Source organism: Streptomyces sp. NBC_01257, from assembly GCF_035917255.1.
GTDB lineage: Bacteria > Actinomycetota > Actinomycetes > Streptomycetales > Streptomycetaceae > Streptomyces.
The window spans coordinates 6,074,984-6,095,970 of the sequence record NZ_CP108472.1 but is presented as its reverse complement, the minus strand read 5'-3'; the positions used below and the strand labels follow the sequence as shown (position 1 = coordinate 6,095,970).

The 20,987-nt window shown below is 71.5% G+C and carries 18 protein-coding genes; 7 read left to right on the top strand and 11 right to left on the bottom strand.

Features of this window, described 5'->3' with window-relative positions; genetic code table 11:
- Nucleotides 1-87: 87 nt before the first annotated feature.
- From OG408_RS26645 to OG408_RS26620, 6 genes are all read right to left on the bottom strand, one after another.
- A complete protein-coding gene (locus tag OG408_RS26645) occupies nt 88-1,356 on the bottom strand; it encodes an HD-GYP domain-containing protein (protein WP_285564619.1) in 1,269 nt (422 codons plus the stop codon).
- A complete protein-coding gene (locus tag OG408_RS26640; protein ID WP_285564618.1) occupies nt 1,353-2,789 on the bottom strand; it encodes an HD-GYP domain-containing protein in 1,437 nt (478 codons plus the stop codon). The genes OG408_RS26645 and OG408_RS26640 overlap by 4 nt, the downstream gene beginning before the upstream one ends.
- Before the next feature lie 103 nt (nt 2,790-2,892).
- Nucleotides 2,893-3,213: a mycothiol system anti-sigma-R factor gene (gene rsrA / locus OG408_RS26635; RefSeq protein ID WP_266782675.1), complete on the bottom strand. Its 321-nt coding sequence runs from the start codon at nt 3,211-3,213 to the stop codon at nt 2,893-2,895.
- Nucleotides 3,210-3,866 carry a sigma-70 family RNA polymerase sigma factor gene (locus OG408_RS26630; protein WP_018105559.1) on the bottom strand — a complete coding sequence of 219 codons (657 nt, stop codon included), beginning with the start codon at nt 3,864-3,866 and terminating at the stop codon, nt 3,210-3,212. Before OG408_RS26630 ends, rsrA begins: the two co-directional genes overlap by 4 nt.
- Nucleotides 3,867-4,150: 284 nt before the next feature.
- Complete coding sequence (locus OG408_RS26625) at nt 4,151-4,801, bottom strand: alpha/beta hydrolase family protein (protein WP_285564617.1); 651 nt, start codon at nt 4,799-4,801, stop codon at nt 4,151-4,153.
- Between the two features lie 50 nt (nt 4,802-4,851).
- A complete protein-coding gene (locus tag OG408_RS26620) occupies nt 4,852-5,667 on the bottom strand; it encodes an SOS response-associated peptidase (RefSeq protein ID WP_266782671.1) in 816 nt (271 codons plus the stop codon).
- A 65-nt stretch (nt 5,668-5,732) separates the two neighbouring features.
- Here OG408_RS26620 and OG408_RS26615 point away from each other — a divergent pair, with 65 nt between their 5' ends.
- From OG408_RS26615 to OG408_RS26600, 4 genes are all read left to right on the top strand, one after another.
- On the top strand, nt 5,733-6,446 hold the full coding sequence (locus OG408_RS26615) for a M50 family metallopeptidase (RefSeq protein ID WP_266782669.1): 714 nt from the start codon (nt 5,733-5,735) through the stop codon (nt 6,444-6,446).
- A gap of 90 nt (nt 6,447-6,536) precedes the next feature.
- Nucleotides 6,537-7,877 (top strand): 3-phosphoshikimate 1-carboxyvinyltransferase, encoded by a 1,341-nt coding sequence (aroA, locus tag OG408_RS26610; RefSeq protein ID WP_285564616.1) that lies wholly within the window; start codon nt 6,537-6,539, stop codon nt 7,875-7,877.
- 3 nt (nt 7,878-7,880) lie between these two features.
- A complete protein-coding gene (gene rsgA / locus OG408_RS26605) occupies nt 7,881-8,897 on the top strand; it encodes a ribosome small subunit-dependent GTPase A (protein WP_266782665.1) in 1,017 nt (338 codons plus the stop codon).
- Nucleotides 8,898-9,019: 122 nt separating this feature from the next.
- Complete coding sequence (locus OG408_RS26600; protein WP_124716491.1) at nt 9,020-9,343, top strand: DMT family transporter; 324 nt, start codon at nt 9,020-9,022, stop codon at nt 9,341-9,343.
- Nucleotides 9,344-9,359: 16 nt separating this feature from the next.
- On the opposite strand, the gene OG408_RS26595 is transcribed toward OG408_RS26600, so the two are convergent.
- From OG408_RS26595 to OG408_RS26585, 3 genes are read right to left on the bottom strand one after another with little or no spacing between them, the layout of a single operon-like run.
- Entirely contained in the window at nt 9,360-11,411 is a 2,052-nt protein-coding gene (locus OG408_RS26595; protein WP_326672348.1) for an ABC transporter ATP-binding protein, read from the bottom strand.
- A complete protein-coding gene (locus tag OG408_RS26590; protein ID WP_285564614.1) occupies nt 11,408-12,361 on the bottom strand; it encodes an ABC transporter permease in 954 nt (317 codons plus the stop codon). The genes OG408_RS26595 and OG408_RS26590 overlap by 4 nt, the downstream gene beginning before the upstream one ends.
- Nucleotides 12,362-12,394: 33 nt before the next feature.
- Nucleotides 12,395-13,378 (bottom strand): ABC transporter permease, encoded by a 984-nt coding sequence (locus OG408_RS26585; RefSeq protein WP_326672345.1) that lies wholly within the window; start codon nt 13,376-13,378, stop codon nt 12,395-12,397.
- Nucleotides 13,379-13,615: 237 nt separating this feature from the next.
- On the opposite strand from OG408_RS26585, the gene OG408_RS26580 reads away from it, so the two are divergent.
- Entirely contained in the window at nt 13,616-15,304 is a 1,689-nt protein-coding gene (locus OG408_RS26580) for an ABC transporter family substrate-binding protein (protein ID WP_326672343.1), read from the top strand.
- Here the strand turns inward: OG408_RS26580 and OG408_RS26575 are convergent.
- Entirely contained in the window at nt 15,297-15,917 is a 621-nt protein-coding gene (locus OG408_RS26575; RefSeq protein WP_326672341.1) for a TetR/AcrR family transcriptional regulator, read from the bottom strand. The two genes, OG408_RS26580 and OG408_RS26575, sit on opposite strands and share 8 nt — an antisense overlap.
- A gap of 122 nt (nt 15,918-16,039) precedes the next feature.
- Between OG408_RS26575 and hisN the strand changes: the two genes are divergently transcribed.
- On the top strand, nt 16,040-16,840 hold the full coding sequence (hisN, locus tag OG408_RS26570) for a histidinol-phosphatase (protein ID WP_285564610.1): 801 nt from the start codon (nt 16,040-16,042) through the stop codon (nt 16,838-16,840).
- Nucleotides 16,841-17,036: 196 nt separating this feature from the next.
- Entirely contained in the window at nt 17,037-17,438 is a 402-nt protein-coding gene (locus OG408_RS26565; protein WP_326672338.1) for a CBS domain-containing protein, read from the top strand.
- 57 nt (nt 17,439-17,495) lie between these two features.
- Here the strand turns inward: OG408_RS26565 and OG408_RS26560 are convergent, their stop codons facing one another.
- The gene (locus OG408_RS26560; protein WP_326672336.1) at nt 17,496-20,834 is read right to left on the bottom strand and encodes a S8 family peptidase; all 3,339 of its coding nucleotides are present in this window, start codon (nt 20,832-20,834) and stop codon (nt 17,496-17,498) included.
- Nucleotides 20,835-20,987 lie beyond the last annotated feature (153 nt).

Genomic DNA, 20,987 nt, shown 5'->3' with positions numbered 1-20,987 from the left:
TCCCGCCTGTCCCGACTGGACACCCTCGTTTTCCACTCTCTTCGCATCCAACCATGCCCGGCCGGACGCCCGCTCATTACCCATGGGTTACCCAGGTGGGACGGGGGCCAGACCGCCCCTGGCCAGAACCCTGGCGAGCGATTCCACGACCTGGGGCTGGTAGTCGCGGCCCGTCCCGATCCTGAGCTGTTCCAGTGCACGGAGCGGCCCGCCGATGCTTTCCCCGCACAGGTCGTCGTATGCGTTGACCGCCCGGACGATCCTGGCGGACAGCGGCTGCTCGCGATAGGGGTCCGCCTGCTGTTCCACCACGACGGCCACCTGGGCGTCCACTCCGGTCTGGCGGACCACCGCCCCGCCGAGCAGGGCGATCCGGCGCTGCTCGGCGGCCGGCAGGGAGGCGGTCGCCCCGTCCGGCACCGGGTCGACGAGCGAGAGCTGGCCGATGTCGTGCATCAGCGCCGCGTACTCCAGGACCGTGAGCTCGGGCCCGGAGAGCCCCATCTCGCGCCCCACCGCCGTGCAGAGCGCCGCCACCCTGCGGGCGTGCCCGTGCGGGGTGTATCCGGCGATCTCGGTGGACCGGGCGAGGGAGGCGATGGTCTGCCGGTAGGTGGTGCGGACGGCGACGAACCGGCGGAACGACACCTGGGTGAGCAGCAGCGGCACGCACAGGACGGGCAGCGCCCAGAGTCCGGCGACGGCGACCCCGAGCGCCATCACGGCGCCGGTCGCGCAGACCGCCGGGCCGATGCCCGTCAGCGCGCGCAGCTCGTCGCGGAGCAGCGGGCCGTACGGGGCGGCGGTGGCGCCCGCGGCGCGGGAGCCGCGGGGCAGGGTGCGGGCGCGGAGCAGCAGCGCGCCCAGGACGGCGTCGCACAGCGCGGTGAGCCCGAGCAGCAGGAGCAGGAAGACCGCGTAGTACGGGCCCTCGCCGAACCAGCCGGCGGACCGGCCGGAGTTGTACAGCGGCTGGAAGCAGACGGCCGCGAAGGCCACGGTCAGGATGCGGCGGGCCACCTGGTCGGGGCCGGGACCGCTGCCGCGCGCGACATGCGGCACCGAGGCGACGAGCTGCGCCGCGACGAGCACCGCGATCACCTGGAGCACCCCGTGGCTGGTGGGCTCCCCGCCGCTGCGCCCGAGCAGGGCGTAGGCGAGCGCCCCGGCGGCACCGAGCGGCGCGGGTTCCCGTTCGCCCGGCAGGGCGCCCCAGCGGGCCAGCTCACCGGTGGTGATGAGCACCCCGAAGGCGAGGGCGTGCCCCGGTTCGTGGACGCCGGCCCAGAGGGTGTGCGCGAGCGCGGCGACGGCGAGGGCCAGCGCGGCGCCCCGCACCGCCGGAGCGGCGCTCACCGCTCGGACGACCGGGAGGACGAGGCGCCGGAGCCGAGCCCGCCCGTCTGCGGACCGACCCGCCCGGGGCGGGGCCCGGCGCCCGTGCCATGGGCTGCGTCCGGGGCGGATCGGTCCCGCGGCAGCGGGCCCCGCGTCTCGTCCGCGGTCACCGCTCCCGGCCAGCCGTGGCGTTCCAGGCCGCGTGCCAGCGCCCGCACCATCTGCGGGTCGAACTGGGTGCCGGCGCACCGTTTGAGCTCCGCCACGGCGGCCGGCACCGGGCGGCCCGGCCGGTAGGACCGGGTCGAGGTCATCGCGTCGAACGCGTCGGCGACGGCGACCACGCGGGCGAACTCGGGGATCCTGCGGCCGGTCAGTCCGTACGGGTAGCCGCTGCCGTCGAGCCGTTCGTGGTGGTGCAGGATCGCGGCGCGCGCCTCACCGAGGAAGCCGATGCCGCGGACGATCTCGTGCCCGTACTCCGGGTGCAGCTCGATCACCCGGCGTTCCTCCGGTGTCAGCGGCCCGTCCTTGCGCAGCACCCTCGTCGGCACCCCGAGCTTGCCCACGTCGTGCAGGATCCCGGCGAACCGCAGCACCTCGATGCGCTCCTGCGCCATGCCCAGCTCCTGTGCGATGAGCACGGAGGCGTGCCCCACCCGCTCGCTGTGCCCCCGCGTGTAGGTGTCCTTGATGTCGACGGCCTGCACCAGGGCCCTGATCGTGGCCCGGTGGGCGGCGTGCTCGCGGTGGTACTGGGCGAAGACCCAGCAGGAGATGTACATGGGCAGCAGGACGAAGAGCGCGGCCAGCGGCCCGTACGAGCTGTTCCACAGGATCGCCATCATCAGCCCTGCGAGGCCGTGGACCAGGTGGGGGCCCAGCGAGCGCGGCAGCAGGCCGCTCCAGGCCCGGCGCAGGGGCAGCTGTTCGGCCGCGGCGAGGATCGACCCGTCCAGGGCGGTCAGGACGAGGCTGAAGGCCAGGGCGGCGGCGCAGGCGGGCAGCAGGGCGTACGGAAGGTCGGGCAGCCGGTCCGGGCCGGGGCCGCCGAGCGCGGCGGGGCCGCCGAGCAGCGTGTGGACGGACGAGGCGGCCCAGACGGTGACGGCCAGCTGTCCGGCGCGCCAGATCCGGCGGGCGGTGGCGGCCGGCCGGTCCACCCGGCCGGCCAGCGAGCCGGGGATCGCGACCAGCGCGGCGGCCGGGGGCGGCAGCAGGAAGGCGGCGGCGAGCAGCAGCGGGAAGAAGGATCCGGCGCTGACCGGCACGGAGCTGCCGAAGAAGGGGCAGCGGCCGGGGAGTTCGCAGGCGAGGTAGAGGCCGGCGAGCAGCCCGAGGGTGGTGAAGGGAGTGCCCGCGCCGGGACGCAGCGCGGGCAGGACGCACAGGGCGGCGCCCAGGGCGACGGTCGAGATGTGCGCCCGCGCCGCGCCGCGTGTGGCTCTCACCCGTTCGCCCGCCCCCCAGCATCGCCAATGGAGGCGCCAGGCTAGCGAGTTGGCTGTCCCGGACGGGGGGCGACGGCCGTGATTAGCACGTTCGGGTGATGCGTCATTCCTTGGCGGCGGCCGGCAGCTCGCTGTCGGAGACCGTGACGTCCTGGTCGGGCACCGCCTGCCCGGACCGGATCAGGTCGATCCGGCCCATCACCTTCGAGCGCAGGTCGGCCGGTACGTCGTCCTGACCGCAGCAGCGCTTGACCAGCTTCTTCACGGCCTGCTCCAGGCCGTACTTCTCCAGGCAGGGGGAGCACTCGCCGAAGTGCACCTCGAACTTGTTGCAGTCACTGTCGGGCATTTCCCGGTCCAGGAACTCGTAGAGGTGATCGAGGACCTCTGCGCACTCCGTCTCGTGCGGCTCTCCGCAGCTCATGAGCCCGAGCCTTTCCGATCGTCCGACTCACCGGCGCCCGCCGGGACGAGCCCGCGGTCACGGGCGTAGTCCTCCAGCATGCCGCGCAGTTGACGGCGGCCCCGGTGCAGTCGGGACATCACCGTACCGATGGGAGTCCCCATGATGTCCGCGATCTCCTTGTAGGCAAAGCCCTCGACATCGGCAAGATAGACCGCGATGCGGAACTCTTCGGGGATCGCCTGCAGCGCGGACTTCACATCGGAGTCGGGCAGGTGGTCGAGAGCCTGGGACTCGGCGGAGCGCAGACCGGTCGACATGTGCGACTCGGCACGGGCCAGCTGCCAGTCCTCGATCTCCTCGGCGGCACTGCGCTGGGGTTCGCGCTGCTTCTTGCGGTACGAGTTGATGAACGTGTTGGTGAGGATGCGGTACATCCACGCCTTGAGGTTGGTGCCCTCACGGAACTGATGGAAGGAGCCGTACGCCTTGGCGTACGTCTCCTGGACCAGGTCCTCGGCGTCCGCGGGGTTGCGCGTCATGCGCAGCGCGGCCGAGTACATCTGGTCGAGGAAACCGAGGGCATCGCGCTCGAAGCGCGCGTTGCGCTCGGCGGTCGTCTCCTGCGGGCGGCCGTCGTCGGTCCCTGTGTCGGTCCCAGTGACCGGACCCACCTCCTCCAACGCTGTGGCGGAGCCGAAACCGGACCCGCTCGAATCGGAGAATAGTCGACCTTGGTCCGACGCGGGCTGTCGATCCGATCCGCTCAGCTCCCGCTCGCGAGTGGTCTTGGCCGCATGCAGCACTGTCCACTCCAGGTCAGCGGCGTCTGTGCGACGCGGGCAGATGGTCGAACCCATGCGACGGACTCCCTCTCCACATACGACGTTGGTGTACCGACGTCCCGAACAACAGTGGTCCCCCGTCCGGCATTCCCGGGTCCGGAAGATGTACCGGATCAGCCGATTCCGGCCAGCCATCCGGTCACGGACGTGGTGAGGATCTCCATCGCCCGTTCCTCGGTCAGTCCCGATTTCTTCGGTACGGCGAAGCCGTGGTCCCCGTGCGGCACCTCGGCGATCCGGTACTCCCCCGGGGGGAACTCGGCGGGCCTGCCGAACGGGTCGTTGCCGCCCTGGACGACGAGGGTGGGCACGCCGGAGGCCAGGAGTTCGTCCTCGCGGGACTTCTCGGGGCGGCCCGGCGGGTGCAGCGGGAAGCTGAGCGCGAGGACCGCGCGGGCGCCGAGCCCGGTGGCGGTGCGGCAGGCGACCCGGGCCCCGGCGCTGCGGCCGCCGGCGACGACCGGGAGCCCGGCGGCCGTCAGTGCGGGCCACAGGCCTCGCCAGCCGGTGTCCAGGGTCTTCGGGGCGGGCGCGAGCTTCTTCCCGGCGACCCGCCAGGGCTGCTCCACCAGGGCGACGCTCACCCCGTGCGCGGGCAGCGCGGCGGCCAGGGCCTTCAGGTCGCGGGCCTCGATGCCGCCGCCGGCGCCGTGGCCGAGGGCGAGCAGGAGGCGGGGGGCCTTCGCGGGCACCCAGGTGATCCGGGCCGGGCCTGCGCCGGTCTCGACCGTCTCGGTGCGGGGTTCCTTCTCGGTGGCTTTCACACCCCCCATCCAACCAACCCGCGTTGGGCCGGGCGGGGTCCGGCGCGTGCCTAGAAGAGGGTGCTCACCTCGGGCGCGGCCAGCTCGTCCAGCAGCTCGGGGCCGTTGTTGCGGACGTTGCTGACGGCGGTGGCCACCGGGTAGGCGCGCATCAGACCGCCGGGCGGGGGCGTGAGCAGGCCCCGCAGCTCCGCCACGTCGGTACGGGAGGGGTCCAGCCAGTCGTCCCAGCGGTCCGGGGTCAGCATCAGCGGCATCCGGGGGTGGATGTCGGCGAGGGCGGCCGGGCCCTCGGCGGGGGCGACGGCCAGCGGGCTCGTCTCCGCCTCGGTGGTGATCACCGAGCAGGTCACCCACCAGGCCTGGGGGTGGTCGTCCGGCAGGGTCCGGTCGCGCCAGAACTCGTAGAGCCCGGCCATGGCGAAGACCGATCCGTCGGCGGGCGTCACGAAGTACGGCTGCTTGCGGGGCCGCTTCTTGCGCCCCTTCTCCTCCAGCTGCCGCTCCTCGGTGCCGGTCACCCACTCGTAATAGCCGTCGGCGGGCAGGATGCAGCGCCGGGAGACGAAGGGGCGGCGGAAGGACGGCTTCTCGTGGATCGTCTCGGCGCGGGCGTTGATCATCCGGGCGCCGCCCTCCGGGGATTTGGCCCAGGAGGGGACCAGCCCCCACTTCAGGGCGCGGAGCTGGCGAACCGGACGCTGGTCATCGGCGTCTTTCACCGGACGCTCCAGTACGGCGTAGACCTCCTTGGTCGGCGCCACGTTGTAATCGGGTTCCAGCGTCTCGGCCGGTTCCCACTTCTCCACCTGGAAGAGTCCGGTCAGGTCCTCGGGCCGCCGACTCGCTGCATACCGTCCGCACATAAGTGCCAGACTGCCACGACCGTCATCCCGACCGGACGCCAATACCCCAAGGAGCCGCCCGCACCATGGACAGCACCGATCTCGGCAACCTGTGGGAGCGCATCGTCGGCACTCAGCCCGCCCCGGAGCAGTGGCTGGTGGTGGTGACCGCGACGGCCGCGCTGATCGCCGTCGTACCGAACTTCATATGGCGGCTCTCCCGCAACACGATCACCATCGCCCACGAGGGTGGTCACGGGCTGGTCGCGCTGCTCACCGGGCGGCAGCTCTCGGGCATCCGGCTGCACTCGGACACCAGCGGGCTGACGGTGAGCCGCGGCAAGCCGACCGGGATCGGCATGGTCCTGACCGCGGCGGCGGGCTACACCGCGCCGCCGCTGCTCGGTCTGGGCGGTGCCTGGCTGCTGGTGAACGGCCGGATCACGCTGCTGCTGTGGCTGGCCACGGCGCTCCTCGCGGTGATGCTGGTGATGATCCGCAATGTGTACGGGGCGCTGACGGTGATCCTCACCGGTTCGCTCTTCCTGCTGATGTCGTGGCTGGCCTCGGCGGCCTGGCAGTCGCTGTTCGCGTACACCGCGGTCTGGTTCCTGCTGCTGGGCGGGGTGCGGCCGGCGTTCGAGCTGCAGTCCAAGCGGCGGCACGGCGGTGCGCCGGACTCGGACGCGGACCAGCTGGCCCGGCTGACGGACGTGCCGGCGGCGCTGTGGCTGTTCCTGTTCCACGCGGTGTCGCTCTGCTCGCTGATCGGCGGCGGGCGCTGGCTGCTCGGCTGGTGACCGACATCCCCTACCACGCTCACATTACGCACCGATTTCGTCGCTTTTGATCAAAATCCCGGTTTGCGATGAGCCACTAAAGTGAGCTCCATGACCGAAAGTTCCGTGCACCCCGCCCTCTGGCCCGCCCCTCACGCGAGCGGAGCCGTCGACGCGACCGTCACCGTGCCCGGATCGAAGTCGGTCACCAACCGTGCGCTGGTGCTGGCCGCGCTCTCGTCGGAGCCCGGCTGGCTGCGCCGCCCGCTGCGCTCCCGCGACACCCTGCTGATGGCCGAGGCGCTGCGCGCGATGGGCGTGGGCATCGAGGAGACGGTGTCCTCCAGCTCGTCCGTCGCCGGCGGCCCGGACGGTTCGGGCGAGGCCTGGCGGATCATCCCGGCCGGTCTGCACGGCCCGGTCACCGTCGACGTCGGCAACGCCGGTACGGTCATGCGCTTCCTGCCCCCGGTGGCCGCCCTGGCGAACGGCCCGGTCCGTTTCGACGGCGACCCCCGCTCCTACGAGCGCCCGCTGAACGGCGTGATCGACGCCCTGCGGGTGCTCGGCGCCCGGATCGACGACGACGGCCGCGGTTCGCTGCCGCTGACCGTGCACGGCGGCGGTGCGCTGGACGGCGGCCCGGTGGCGATCGACGCGTCCTCGTCGTCCCAGTTCGTCTCGGCGCTGCTGCTGTCGGCGCCCCGCTTCAACCAGGGCGTGGAGGTGCGTCACACCGGCGCCCGGCTCCCTTCCATGCCGCACATCCGGATGACCGTCGACATGCTGCGGGCCGTCGGCGCCCAGGTCGACGAGCCGGAGACGGGCGGCGAGCCGAACGTCTGGCGGGTCTCCCCCTCGGCGCTGCTCGGCCGTGATCTGACGGTGGAGCCCGACCTGTCCAACGCCCAGCCGTTCCTGGCCGCGGCACTGGTCACCGGCGGCCGGGTCACCGTCCCGGACTGGCCGCTGCGCACCACGCAGCCCGGTGACGCGCTGCGCGAGATCTTCACCGCGATGGGCGGCAGCTGCGAGCTCACCGAGAACGGGCTCACGTTCACCGGATCGGGCCGCATCCACGGCATCGACGTCGACCTCGGCGAGGTCGGCGAGCTGACCCCGGGCATCGCGGCGGTCGCGGCCCTGGCCGACTCCCCCTCCACCCTCAGCGGCGTCGCCCATCTGCGGCTGCACGAGACGGACCGGCTGGCGGCGCTCACCAAGGAGATCAACGAGCTGGGCGGCGACGTGACGGAGACCGCGGACGGACTCCACATCCGGCCCCGGCCGCTGCACGGCGGTACCTTCCATACGTACGACGACCACCGGATGGCCACCGCGGGGTCGATCATCGGCCTTGCCGTCCCCGGAGTGGAGATCGAGAACGTGGCGACGACCGCCAAGACCCTGCCCGACTTCCCGCAGATGTGGACCGGAATGCTCGGGGCCTGAGACATGCGCCGCTACGGCAAGAACCCCGACGAGGACGACATCCGGGTCCGCCCCAACCGCAAGGGCAACCGGCCTCGTACCCACATCCGGCCCAAGCACGAGGACGCCGAGGAGGGCATGGTCCTCACGGTGGACCGCGGCCGCCTCACCTGTCTCGTCGAAGGCCGCACGGTCATCGCGATGAAGGCCCGTGAGCTGGGCCGCAAGGCCGCGGTGGTGGGCGACACCGTCTCCATCGTCGGCGATCTGTCCGGCGAGAAGGACACCCTCGCCCGGATCGTCCGGATCGGTGAGCGCCGGACGGTGCTGCGCCGGACGGCGGACGACGACGACCCGTTCGAGCGGGTGGTGGTCGCCAACGCCGACCAGCTGGCGATCGTCACCGCACTGGCCGATCCGGAACCCCGTCCGCGCATGATCGACCGCTGTCTGGTCGCCGCGTACGACGGCGGGCTCTCGCCCCTCCTGGTGCTGACCAAGTCCGATCTGGCGTCCCCGGACAAGCTGCTGGAGGCGTACACCCCCCTGGGGGTGCCCTTCATCGTCACCAGCCGCGAGGAACTGGAGAACGGTGACGCGGCGGAGCGGGTCCGCGAGCAGCTGCACGACCGGGTCACCGCCTTCGTCGGACACTCCGGTGTCGGCAAGACCACGCTGGTCAACGCGCTCGTGCCCAAGGACAGGCGGCGGACGACCGGGATCGTCAACGCGGTCACCGGACGGGGCCGGCACACCACCACGTCGGCGCTGGCCCTGCCGCTGCCGGACTACCGCGGCTGGGTGATCGACACCCCCGGCGTCCGGTCCTTCGGCCTGCACCACATCGATCCCTCGCGGGTCATCAACGCCTTCCCGGACCTCCAGCCCGGGACCGAGGAGTGCCCGCGCGGCTGCACCCACGACAGCCAGCAACCGGAATGTGCGCTGGACGCCTGGGTGGCGGCAGGGCACGCCGATCCGGCACGGCTGGACTCGCTGCGCCGGCTGCTGTCCACGCGGGAGCGACGCGAAGGCGACTGATCCGGGTACGTTTGCGATCACTCGTCACCGGTAAGTGCATAATCACGAATCACACCCAGCGGCACGAGGCGGTCACCGATGCGGTCGCCGGTCCGGTCACCGATGTGGGAGGGGCACTGACGATGGCGTGGCTGCTGGTCGTGGTCGCGGGACTTCTGGAGACCGGGTTCGCCGTCTGTCTGAAGCTCTCGCACGGTTTCACCCGGCTCTGGCCGACCATCGCGTTCTGCATCTTCGCGCTCGGCAGCTTCGGGCTGCTGACCATGTCGCTGAAGAAGCTCGACGTCGGGCCCGCCTACGCCGTGTGGACCGGCATCGGCGCGGCGGGTACCGCGATCTACGGCATGGTCTTCCTCGACGACGTGGTCTCCACGCTCAAGCTGGTCTCCATCTCGCTGGTGATCCTCGGTGTGATCGGGCTCCAGCTCTCCGGCTCCTCGCACTGAGTCCGGTCCCGCGGGCTCATGCCGTCACGGCCCGCCGCGGGAAGTGGCACGCGGCCGTGTGCCGCGTCCGGTCCGTGACCGGCACCTCGCTCTCGCACCGTCCGCGCTCCGGCCCGGACAGCTCCGCGTAGACGGGGCAGCGCGAGCGGAAGCGGCAGCCCTCGTGACGCACGCCCGGGCCGGGCGGATCGCCCGCCAGCAGAATCCTGGTGCGCCGGCGCTCGCGCTCCGGGTCGGGCAGCGGCACGGCCGACAGCAGCGCCCGGGTGTACGGGTGCTCCGGGTGCTCGAAGACCTCGTTGGCGGTGCCCGACTCGACCGTGCGGCCGAGGTAGACGACGCTCACCCGGTCCGCGATGTGCCGCACCACCGACAGGTCGTGCGAGACGAAGAGGTAGGCGAGCCCCAGTTCGGCCTTGAGCCGCTGGAGCAGGTTGAGCACCCCGGCCTGCACGGACACGTCGAGCGCGGACACGGGCTCGTCCAGCACCAGCAGTTCGGGTTCGACGGAGAGCGCGCGGGCGATCCCGATCCGCTGGCGCTGGCCGCCGGAGAACTCGTGCGGGAAGCGTTCCGCGTGCTCCGGTTCGAGGCCCACCTGGGTGAGCAGCCCGGGAATACGCCGGGCCACGGTGGCCCGGTCGGCGCCCTGGGCGCGCAGTGGTTCGGCGACGATGTCCCCGACCGGCATCCGCGGGTCGAGGCTGGCCATCGGGTCCTGGAAGACGATCTGGACGCGGCCGCGCAGTGCCTTGCGGTCGCGTCGGGTCAGGCCGTCGAGCGAGCGGCCGAACAGCTCGATCCCGCCGCCCTCGGGCCGGGCGAGGTTGAGCAGTTCGAACAGGGTGGTGGACTTCCCCGAGCCGGATTCGCCGACCAGGGCGAGCGTCTCCCCGGCCCGGATGTCGAGGTCGACGCCGTCGACGGCGTGGATGCTGCCGACGCGCCGTTTGAACGCGGTGCCCTTGAGGACGGGGAAGGTCTTGGTGAGCCCGGTGACGCGCAGGACCGGTTCGCCGGGCGGCCGGCCGCGGGCCGGGATCGCGGGCACGGGGAAGACCTCGGCCGGGGAGGGCGCGCGGTCCGCGATCTCGTCGGCGCGCACGCAGGCGGCGAGGTGCCCGTCGCCCGCTCCGCCCCCGGTCAGCGGCGGTTCCGCCGTCGTGCAGCGGTCCTCGGCCAGCGGGCAGCGCGGGGCGAAGGGGCAGCCCCCCGGCAGCCGGCCCGCCGCGGGCGGTGCGCCCGGGATCGGGACGAGCACCTCGGACGGGCCGTCGATCCGGGGCACCGCGCCGATCAGCCCGAGGGTGTACGGCATCCGGGGGCGCCGGAACAGCTCCGTCGCCGGCGCGGTCTCCACGATGCGGCCGGCGTACATCACGGCGACCCGGTCGGCGACGCCCGCGATCACCCCGAGGTCGTGGCTGACCAGCAGGAGCGCGGCGCCGGTCTCGCGCTGGGCGGTGCGCAGGACGTCGAGGACCTGGGCCTGGACGGTGACGTCGAGGGCGGTGGTCGGCTCGTCGGCGACGATCACGTCCGGGTCGTTGGCGATGGCCATGGCGATCATGGCGCGCTGCCGCATGCCGCCGGAGAACTCGTGGGGGAACGCCTGCGCCCGGGTCCGGGGTTCCGGGATGCCGACGAGGTCCAGCAGGTCGACGGCGTCGGCGCGGGCGCGCTCGCGGGAGACGTCGCGGTGCGTGCGGATGGCCTCGGCGATCTGGTCGCCGATCCGGTACACCGGGGTGAAGGCGGAGAGCGGGTCCTGGAAGACCATGCCGATGCGGCTGCCTCGTACGGACGACAGCAGGCGGTCGCCGGCGCCGACGAGCTCGGTCGCGCCGCTGTCCCCGCCGCCGCCCGCGAGCCGGACCGATCCCCGTACGCGCGCGGTGGCCGGCAGCAGGCCCATCACCGCGAGCGCGGTGGCCGACTTGCCCGAGCCCGACTCCCCTACCAGGCCGAGCACTTCGCCCCGGCGCAGGGTGAAGTCCACACCGCGCACGGCGGGTACACCGCCGAAGTCGACGGCGAGGTCCGCCACCTCCAGTACACCGCTGCTCATCGCTCCTTCTCCTCCGCCTTCTTGTCCGTGTTCTTGCTGGTGCGGCCGTGGCCGCCCGTCGGGTCGAGGGCGTCGCGCAGTCCGTCACCGGCCAGGTTCACGGCGAGGACGAAGACGATGAGCAGCCCGGCCGGGAAGAAGAACATCCACGGGTAGGTCACCGCGCCGCCGGTCGTGGAGGCGATCAGGGTGCCGAGCGACACATCGGGCGCCTGTACCCCGAAGCCGAAGTAGGAGAGCGCGGTCTCGCTCATCACGGCTCCGCCCACCGCGATGGTGGCGTCGATGATGAGGAAGGAGGCGACGTTCGGCAGGATGTGGCGCCAGATGACGCGGAACGGGCCGACCCCCATGTACCGGGCGGCCCGGACGAACTCGCGCTCCTTGAGGGAGAGCGTCATGGAGCGCACCACCCGTGCGGTGATCATCCAGCCGAAGACGGCGAGCAGTCCGACGAAGGCGAGCCAGCCGCCGCCGCGCAGCCTGGGCGAGACGATCGCGATGATCAGGAAGGCCGGGAAGACGAGCAGGAGATCGACGCCGAACATCAGGAGCCGGTCCGTCCAGCCGCCGAAGTAGCCCGCGCAGGCGCCGACGAGGGAGGCCAGCACGGTCGAGAACAGTGCCACCAGCAGGCCGATCAGCAGCGATTTCTGCAGTCCGCGGACCGTCTGGGCGAAGACGTCCTGGCCGATCCGGTTGGTCCCCCACCAGTGCCGGCCGTCCGGTCCCTCGCGCAGCGCGGTGTAGTCGATGTGGCTGTAGTCCCAGTGGCTGATCAGCGGTCCGGCGAAGGCGAGCAGGAAGAGCAGCAGCAGGACCGCCCCTCCGGCGAGCGCCCCGCGGTTGTGTACGAACCGGCGCAGCACCACGGCTGCCCGGCCGGCCGGGCGCGGCGGCTCGGCTCCCCCGGCGGCGGCGTCGGCGGCGGTCTCGATGACGGCGGTCATGTCGGTCGTACTCCTCGGGACGTGCGCGGGGGTTCAGGCGTTCCGGATGCGCGGATCGAGCGCGGCATGCAGGACATCCGCGAGGAAGCCGGACAGGAGGACCAGCACGGCGGCGAACACGTTGACGGCGACGACGGAGTTGACGTCGTTCTTGCCGACGGAGGAGACGAACCACTCGCCCATCCCGTGCCAGCCGAAGATCGTCTCGGTGAAGGTGGCGCCGGTGAACAGGGCGAGGAAGCCGTAGCTGAAGTACGTGGACATGGGGATGAGCGCGGTGCGCAGCCCGTGCTTGAACAGGGCGGCGTTGCGGGTGAGTCCCTTGGCCTGGGCGGTCCGCAGATAGTCGGAGCCGAGGACGTCGAGCATGGTGGAGCGCTGGTAGCGGCTGTAGCTCGCGATGGTGCCGAGCGCGATGGACACGGTCGGCAGCAGCAGGTGCACCGACCGGTCCTTGAGCACGGTCCAGAATCCGGAGTCCACTCCCGGGCTCTTCTCGCCGGTGAACTTGATGACGTCGCTGCCGGTGCGCTGGTTGAACCAGATGGCCCCGATCTTCAGCAGAACGGCCAGCAGGAACACGGGCGTCGACAGCAGGACGAAGGAGGCGACGGTGGTCAGCCGGTCGGAGAGCCGGTACTGCCGGACGGCCGTCCAGGCGCCGGCCAGCACGCCGGTCACGGTCCCGAGGACGGTGCCGAGCAGCAGCAGCCGCAGGCTGACCCCGATCCGGCGGCCGAACTCCTCCCCCACCGGCGTCCCGTCGATGGTCTGCCCGGGATTCCCGTGCGCCACCTGCCCCGCCCAGCTCGTGAAGCGGGAGAGCAGCGGCTCGTGGTCGTTGACCCCGAGCGCGGTGAGGTGGTGGTCGACCGACACGGGCGACAGGGGCGGCTGACGCCCCTCGTAGTACGCGCGCGGGTCGAGTGCCAGGGAGGCCAGCAGGTACGAGAGACAGACTGCGGCCAGCAACAGGACTGCGTAGTAGGCGAGTCGCCTGGCCAGGAATACGGCCACGGGTGTGGGTCCTTTGCTGGGTCGTTCAGGAGCCGGGCGAGGGGATCGCCGCCGCGGCAGGCTCCATCGGTGCAGGTAGTCGGCGTGTGGGATCAGCTTGACGGGTAATTGTTGCGGACATGCAAAGAATCCATAAAAGCATCCCGGCTGCCCTCCCACCAGGCCCGTAGATCGACTTACGGTCTGCGGAGCCAACGGCCCCGATCGGGCCGCGCCCGACCGGAGGAATGAAAACCGATGCGCAGAACCACCGTGATCGCCGTCGCCGCAGCCCTGTCGGCCACCCTGGCGGTGAGCGGCTGCGATTCCTCCGACGGGGACGGCAAGGCGGCCAAGAAGCAGACGGCGCCCAAGGCCGACGGACAGAGCCTCAACGTCCACCCGGTGAGCGACCTGAAGCAGGGCGGCTCGCTGCGGTTCGGGATCGACCAGTGGATCACGCAGTACAACATCAACCAGGTCGACGGCCAGCAGGGCGACGCCCAGGACATCATCAGGGCCGTGCTCCCGGACCTGTTCGACTCCGACGCCAAGGGCGCGATCCACGCCAACCCCGACTTCCTCGTCTCGGCGAAGGTCACCTCCACCAGCCCCCAGGTGGTGGAGTACACGCTCAACCCGAAGGCCAGGTGGTCCGACGGGAAGCCGCTGAGCTGGCAGGACTTCAAGGCCCAGTGGAAGGCGCTGAACGGATCGGACGAGGCCTTCGAGGCCGTCGACACCTCGGGCTACGACCAGATCGCCACGGTCGAGAAGGGTTCCGGCGCACACGGCGTCAAGGTCACCTTCGCCTCGCCGTACGCCGACTGGCAGCGCCTCTTCGACCCGTTGTACCCGGCCTCGTACATCGACACCCCGGAGAAGTTCAACAAGGGCTGGTCGCAGAAGGCCGTGGTCACGGGCAGTTCCTTCAAGGTCGGTACGTACGACAGGACCGCGCAGACCGTCACCCTCGTGCCCGACCCCAAGTGGTGGGGGAACAGGCCGAAGCTGGACACGATCGTCTACCGCGTCCTGGACTCCGCGGCGGAGACCGAGGCCTACCTCAACAAGGAGACCGACACGGCGACCGCGCTGCTGCCCGAGGACTACAAGCGCCTGGTCAAGGACACCGGGACCGACATCAGGCGCGGCGCCCGCTGGGACGAGGTGCACATCACGCTCAACGGCGGCCGCGGCCCGCTGAAGGACGTGGCGGTGCGCCATGCCGTCCAGGCGGCGATCAACCGCGCGGGCGTCAACGAGAGCTTCAGCAAGGACCTCTCCTTCGAACTGAAGCCGCTGAACAACCACTTCTTCATGCCGAACCAGGAGGGGTACCAGGACAACTCCAGCGAGTTCGACAAGTACGACCCCGAGAAGGCGAAGAAACTGCTCGACGCGGCGGGCTGGAAGGACCGGGGCGAGGGCAGCCCGCGCACCAAGGGCGGCAAGCAGCTCGCGGTCGACTACACGCTGAGCGCGGGTTCCACGTCGGCCGCGACGGACCAGGCGGAGCTGGTGCAGCAGATGCTCGGCGCGGTCGGCATCAAGGTGAGCATCAAGAAGGTCCCCGCGAACGACTACTTCAACAAGTTCGTCAACACCGGCAACTTCGACATCGTCAGCTTCCGCAACGTCGATGCCGTGTACCAGACGATGCTGACCCCGGTCTTCACGAGCCCCAAGGGGAAGAACCTCTTCCAGAACTTCGGCTCGGTCGGCTCGCCGAAGATCGACGGACTGCTGAAGAAGGCCGCCGGGACCACCGATCACGCCGAGGCCGTCAAGCTGTACAACGAGGCGGACGTCGAGATCTGGAAGCTCGGCCACTCCATCGAGCTCTACCAGCGCCCGCAGATCATCGCGGTCCGCAAGGGGCTGGCGAACTACGGCGCATTCGGCCTGGCCGACACGGACTACACCAAGGTCGGCTGGCTCAAGTAGCCGCACCCTCCGCCCGCTCCACCACGTCCCGCACCAGTGGCACCCCGTCCCCCGCCGTCCCGGGGGGCGGGGGCACCAGCGCGTACGAGAGGGCGAGCCGCAGGGCGAGTTCGCAGGTCACGGACAGGGCCGCCGGGTCGTGCGGCGGGCGCCCCTCGTCCAGGGCGGCCACCGCGCGGTCCCTGACGTGGCCGAGGAGTTCGGCGGGGGTCGGCAGCCCGGCATCGGCCCGGCGCTGCGCGGGCACGACGGACGCGGTACGCCGCGCCGAGGGGCCGGGGCGGGGTAACCGCTCGCCCCAGCAGCCGGTGAGCAAACCCCTGACCAGGGCGCTCGCCCGCACGGAACGGACGGTCCAGGCGGCGGTGGCGGCCAGCCGGTCGCCCGTGCCGCCGGCGGATCCCAGGGCCCGTTCGACACCGGCCAGATAGAGGTCGGCGGCCCGCCGGACCAGGGCCCGGGCCAGTCCGTCCTTGCTGCCGAACTCGTTGTAGAGGGTCTGCCGGGACACCCCGGCGGCCGCGGCCACGTCGACCATGCGCACGGCCTGCCAGGGCCGGACGGTCAGCGCCGCGTGTGCGGCGTCCAGCAGTGCGTCCCGCGCTGTCGGCATCGTCGCCTCCCACGCCCCAGGGCCTGCGTTTCAGAGTTGAGGCGCTCCCCCGGACTGTCAAGGGTCCGGGCAGGCACCGGGGCCCTGTGGCTCCGCACATCCGCGGTGGATACTGTGACGGCATGCCCGACTACCACGATGATCTGCGCCTTGCCCACGTGCTGGCGGACGCCGCCGACGCGACCACGATGGACCGGTTCAAGGCCCTGGACCTCAAGGTCGAGACCAAGCCGGACATGACACCCGTGACCGAGGCCGACAAGGCCGCCGAGGAACTCATCCGGGGCCACCTGCACCGGGCGCGGCCGCGCGACGCGATCCTGGGCGAGGAGTTCGGGATCGAGGGGACGGGACCGCGACGCTGGGTGATCGACCCGATCGACGGCACCAAGAACTACGTGCGCGGCGTGCCGGTCTGGGCGACGCTCATCTCGCTGATGGAGGCGGGCGAGGACGGCTTCCAGCCGGTGGTCGGCCTGGTGTCCGCGCCCGCGCTGAACCGGCGCTGGTGGGCCGCGAAGGGGGCGGGCGCGTTCTCCGGCCGCAGCCTCACCTCCGCGAGCCGGCTGCACGTCTCGAAGGTGGAGCGGATCCCGGACGCCTCGTTCGCGTACGCCTCGCTCTCCGGCTGGGAGGAGCAGGGCCGGCTCGACGGATTCATGGACCTGACCCGGGCCTGCTGGCGCACCCGCGGGTACGGGGACTTCTGGCCGTACATGATGGTCGCCGAGGGTTCGGTCGACATCTGCGCCGAGCCGGAGCTCTCGCTCTGGGACATGGCGGCGAACGCGATCATCGTGCAGGAGGCGGGCGGCCGGTTCACCGGCCTGGACGGGGTCGACGGCCCCGGCGGCGGCAATGCCGCGGCCTCGAACGGAACGCTCCACGACGAACTGCTGGGTTATCTGAACCAGCGCTACTGACCCGGCAGGGCCGGGGTTCCCGGCCCTGATCAGGCATATAGGACAACCGAGGGGCGTGCCGCACCACCGCACGCCCCTCGAATGATCTTCGCTCCCCCTTGTTGCCGTCCCGCATCGGTGCGACTCTGAGAGTCCCCCCGCTTGTGAACTTGTGAATCGGCTCACGAGCCGCTTCACGAAGGAGGTGGCTCCCTTCATGCTCGTCCGAGACGCCATGAGCACGATGGTCCTCACCATCGGCCCGGCCCACACCCTCCGCCAGGCCGCCCGGCTGATGTCGGCACGCCGTATCGGAGCAGCCGTCGTCCACGACCCGGACACCTGCGGGCTCGGCATCATCACCGAGCGCGACATCCTCAACGCGGTCGGATCGGGCCAGAACCCCGACACGGAGACCGCCTCCACCCACACCACCACCGATGTGGTCTTCGCGGCACCCACCTGGACCCTGGAGGAGGCCGCCGCGGCCATGACCCACGGCGGGTTCCGGCATCTGATCGTGCTGGACGACGACGGGCCGGTCGGCATCGTGTCGGTGCGCGACATCATCCGCTGCTGGACGCCGGCCCGCCGTCAACCGGTGGAGCTGGTCGGCTGAGTCCGGACGTGTGACCGGCCGGCCCCGCGCACACGGGAGCCGGCCGGTCAGCCGGTGCTACTTCGCCCGGTAGGCGTCGATGACCGTCTGGGTGAGCGTGTTGCCCTGCCGGTCGGTGACCTCGGCCCGGAGCGAGACCGTGGCGCCCGCCGCCGGGGTGAGCAGCAGCGCGGTCCCGTGCAGCACCACGGCCCTGTGCCAGGTGGTCCCGCCGTCGAACGAGGCGGAGACCTTCAGCGACTTCGTGTTGCCGGCCGCGGCACCTTCCACCGTGACCGGCACGAGCTGCGGCCGGCCGGCCCGGGCGGTGGAGTCGAGACCGAGCTGCGGGGTGAAGCGGACCGTCGACACCGGCAGCATCGTCGGCGAGGCGGCGGTGTCCGAGGTGAAGGTCCACGCGGCGTCGATCCGGGTGGAGACCGCGGCAGGCTTCGCCGGGACCGCCGAAGTGGTCAGCCGGTACGCGGCCTTCCCCGGCGGAACCGTGAAGCGGACGCCGGTGGGCGGCGCCGTGCTGGTCCCGACCGGTTCTCCGTCACGGTAGAGCGCGGTCTTCGTCGCCTCGGCGTCCCACACCGTGGCGCCGGTGTGACCGGCACCGTCGGCGAACATCGGGAACGCCGCGGTGATGGCGTCGCCCGAGCGCTGCACGCCTGCCGTGACACCGTTCACCCGCGGGCCGAAGACCCCGATGTTGTAGTCGAGCCGGTAGCTGCGGCCCCGGGTGAACGTGCGCCCCGTGTCGCGCTGCTGCACCTCCAGCTGACCGTCCGCGTCGATCTGCCGCGACGAGAGATCCCAGGTCAGCTCGGCGTCGGTGTTGAGGTACATCCGGTACGCGGCGGGGAGCGGGTTGACGACGGCGAACGACGTGCCGACCCCGGTGCCGGTGTTCGGCGTGAGCATCAGGTTGCCCTGGCGGCCGGGCAGCGGGGAGCCGAGCCGGACGTCGGTGGTGGCGAAGTCCTCACTGCCCAGGTGCCGTTCGAAGCCGACGGGCACACCCTTGCCGCCGTAGGCGACGTTGTACTCGGTGCCGTCGGACTTCTTCTTCCAGGTCCCCATGAACTCGTGGAGCAGCTCCTCCTTCGGGTCCGGCCCCACCTGCGCGGTCCGGATGTCCCGGTAGGAGTTGGTGAGGGCGAAGCGGGCGATCGGCAGCAGCCACTCCAGCTCCACGCCGGTCCGGGCGAGCAGCGGTTCCGCGCCGCGGTCAGGCACGGTGATGTCGACGGGCTTCGCCGTACGCGCATCGATCGTGACCGTCATGTCGTGGTCGACGGTGAGGGCGGGCTGCACCATCCAGTCCATCCCGGTGAAGTCCTCGCCTGTGCCGGTCGGATAGAGGGCGTGGGTGCCGAAGTAAGTGCCCTTGCGGACCTCGACGGTCGTGCTGGAACCCTCGGCGAGACTGAAGGTGTTGCCGACGACGGTGTCCGAGGTGCCGGTGAGGCTGCCGTTGAAGTGCTGCGCCGGCTTTCCGTCCCGGCCGATGTACTCGAACGTGACCTTGTACGCCTCGTCGCCGCGGTTCACGACCGCCGCGGTCCGCACGATCTGGCCGCCGCCGGTCGCGGTGATCCGGGCACTGTAGGCACCGTTGACCGTGCCACCGGTCCGGGTGTCGGCCGTGACGGCCGCCTCGGCGGTCCCGCCCGCGGGGACGGTGAGCTGCTTCGGCGACACGGCGAACATACCCTCGGGCGCCGCCTGGCCACCGGGGGCGGTGGCCGTCAGGGACAGATCGAAGGTGACGGGCTCCGTGCCGTTGTTACGGTACGTGACGGACTTGGTGACGGGGGCGTCGTCCTCGTGCGGCCAGGCCTGCTTGCCGAAGTTGAGACTGCCGGTCTCCGAGACAACCGTCTGGACGATGGCCTGCGTCAGGTCGATGCGTCCCGAACCCTGCTGGTAGGACGTGTATTCGCCCGGCTTCGTGGCCGAGGAGAGCAGCTGCTTGAGCCGCTGTCCCGACCAGTCGGGGTGCTGCTGCTTCAGCAGGGCGGCGGCACCGGACACATGCGGGGTCGCCATGGACGTACCGCTGGCGGATACATAACCGTCGGTGACCGGAGTGCCCATGTGGGTGCCGGCCGCCTGGGCCGCGGCGATGTCGACTCCGGGCGCGGTGACGTCCGGCTTGATGCCGCCGTCGCCGAGCCGGGGACCGGTGCTGGAGAAGCTCGCGATGCCGTCCTGCTTGTCGACGGCTCCGACGGTCAGGGCCGCGTCCGCGCTGCCCGGGCTGCCGATGGTGCCGTTGGCGGACGGGCCGGCGTTGCCTGCGGCGACCACGAAGAGCGGTCCGCCGTCGGCGGAGAGGCGGTCGACGGCCTCTTCGAGGGGGTCGGTGCCCGGGGTGTCGGTGGCGCCCAGGCTCATGGAGACGATGTCGGCGCCCTGCGCGACCGCCCACTCCATGCCGGCCAGGATCCAGGACGTGTCACCGCTGCCGGAGGCGCTGAGGACCTTGCCGTCCAGGATGCGCGCGCCCGGGGCGACGCCCTTGTACTTCCCGCCCGACTTCGCTCCGGTACCGGCGACCGTCGAGGCGACGTGCGTGCCGTGCCCGTGTCCGTCCACGGCGGTCGGGTCGGTGGTGAAGTTCTTCTCCGCAAGCTGCTGACCTGCGAGATCGGGGTGGGTCTCGTCGACGCCGGTGTCCAGGACGGCGACCTTGACGCCGGTGCCGTCGAAGCCCGCCTTCCAGGCGTCCGGTGCGCCGATCTGCGGCACGCTCACATCGAGCGCGGCCTTGACCGGTGCGTCCAGCCACACCTTGCGCACCCCGGGAGCCGCGGCGCGCGCGTCCGGTGCGGTGAGCGCGTGCCACACGTCGGCGGCGCCCTCCTTCGGTGCGGTCACGGCCTCCGCGTTCAGCCGGGGGAAGGTCCGGGTGACCTTCGCGCCGTCGGCCGAGCGGAGCGCCGACCTGGCACCGGCCGCGGAGGAGCCGGAGGTCTTCGCCGCGCCGTCGTAGCCGACGACGAGCTTGAGCCCCGCCGCGCTCCGGTAGGCCGAGCCGCCCAGCTCCGTGACGTCGAACAGCCGCTGGTCCAGAACCCCCTGGGTGATCAGGCGGTCCGCGTCCGCGGGCACCACCAGGGTGTGGTCACCGGTGCGGCGGACCTCGACGGGTATGCGCTCACGTCCGGGCGCCCGGTCGAGGACGACCGGCTGCCCCTTGGCGTCGACGGCCACCCGGTCACCCGTCACGAGGGTGACCCAGTGCTCGGCGGCGGCTGCCGCGTCCCCGGCCGGCAGGGACTGCCGCCCGGTCTGCCGTGGCTGCGGCGCGGCCACGGCCGGCGAGGAGATCATCCCCGCCGTCAGGCCGAAGACGGCCGCGGCGGCGATGACCGCTACGCCCGATCTCGGTGCGTTGGTGTTCAACATGCCTCCTGGTGCAGTCCGTTCACATATGGAGAGGGAGGACATCCCTCGGACCGCCCCGCAGTATTCGGTCCGGTATACCGAAAGCGCCAGGGGTGATTGTTAATTCGCGGTCACAATCGTGGAATTGGGACCACGAAAGCTCCAAGAACCCAC

Bases quoted from the DNA above. Each gene is read 5' to 3' on its own strand.
- OG408_RS26620 (WP_266782671.1), bottom strand. From the start codon at position 5,667: ATGTGCGGACGGTATGCAGCGAGTCGGCGGCCCGAGGACCTGACCGGA.
- OG408_RS26560 (WP_326672336.1), bottom strand. From the start codon at position 20,834: ATGTTGAACACCAACGCACCGAGATCGGGCGTAGCGGTCATCGCCGCC.
- rsrA (WP_266782675.1), bottom strand. From the start codon at position 3,213: ATGAGCTGCGGAGAGCCGCACGAGACGGAGTGCGCAGAGGTCCTCGAT.
- OG408_RS26575 (WP_326672341.1), bottom strand. From the start codon at position 15,917: ATGCCGACAGCGCGGGACGCACTGCTGGACGCCGCACACGCGGCGCTG.
- OG408_RS26580 (WP_326672343.1), top strand. From the start codon at position 13,616: ATGCGCAGAACCACCGTGATCGCCGTCGCCGCAGCCCTGTCGGCCACC.
- aroA (WP_285564616.1), top strand. From the start codon at position 6,537: ATGACCGAAAGTTCCGTGCACCCCGCCCTCTGGCCCGCCCCTCACGCG.
- OG408_RS26615 (WP_266782669.1), top strand. From the start codon at position 5,733: ATGGACAGCACCGATCTCGGCAACCTGTGGGAGCGCATCGTCGGCACT.
- OG408_RS26590 (WP_285564614.1), bottom strand. From the start codon at position 12,361: ATGACCGCCGTCATCGAGACCGCCGCCGACGCCGCCGCCGGGGGAGCC.
- OG408_RS26600 (WP_124716491.1), top strand. From the start codon at position 9,020: ATGGCGTGGCTGCTGGTCGTGGTCGCGGGACTTCTGGAGACCGGGTTC.
- hisN (WP_285564610.1), top strand. From the start codon at position 16,040: ATGCCCGACTACCACGATGATCTGCGCCTTGCCCACGTGCTGGCGGAC.
- OG408_RS26595 (WP_326672348.1), bottom strand. From the start codon at position 11,411: ATGAGCAGCGGTGTACTGGAGGTGGCGGACCTCGCCGTCGACTTCGGC.
- OG408_RS26565 (WP_326672338.1), top strand. From the start codon at position 17,037: ATGCTCGTCCGAGACGCCATGAGCACGATGGTCCTCACCATCGGCCCG.
- rsgA (WP_266782665.1), top strand. From the start codon at position 7,881: ATGCGCCGCTACGGCAAGAACCCCGACGAGGACGACATCCGGGTCCGC.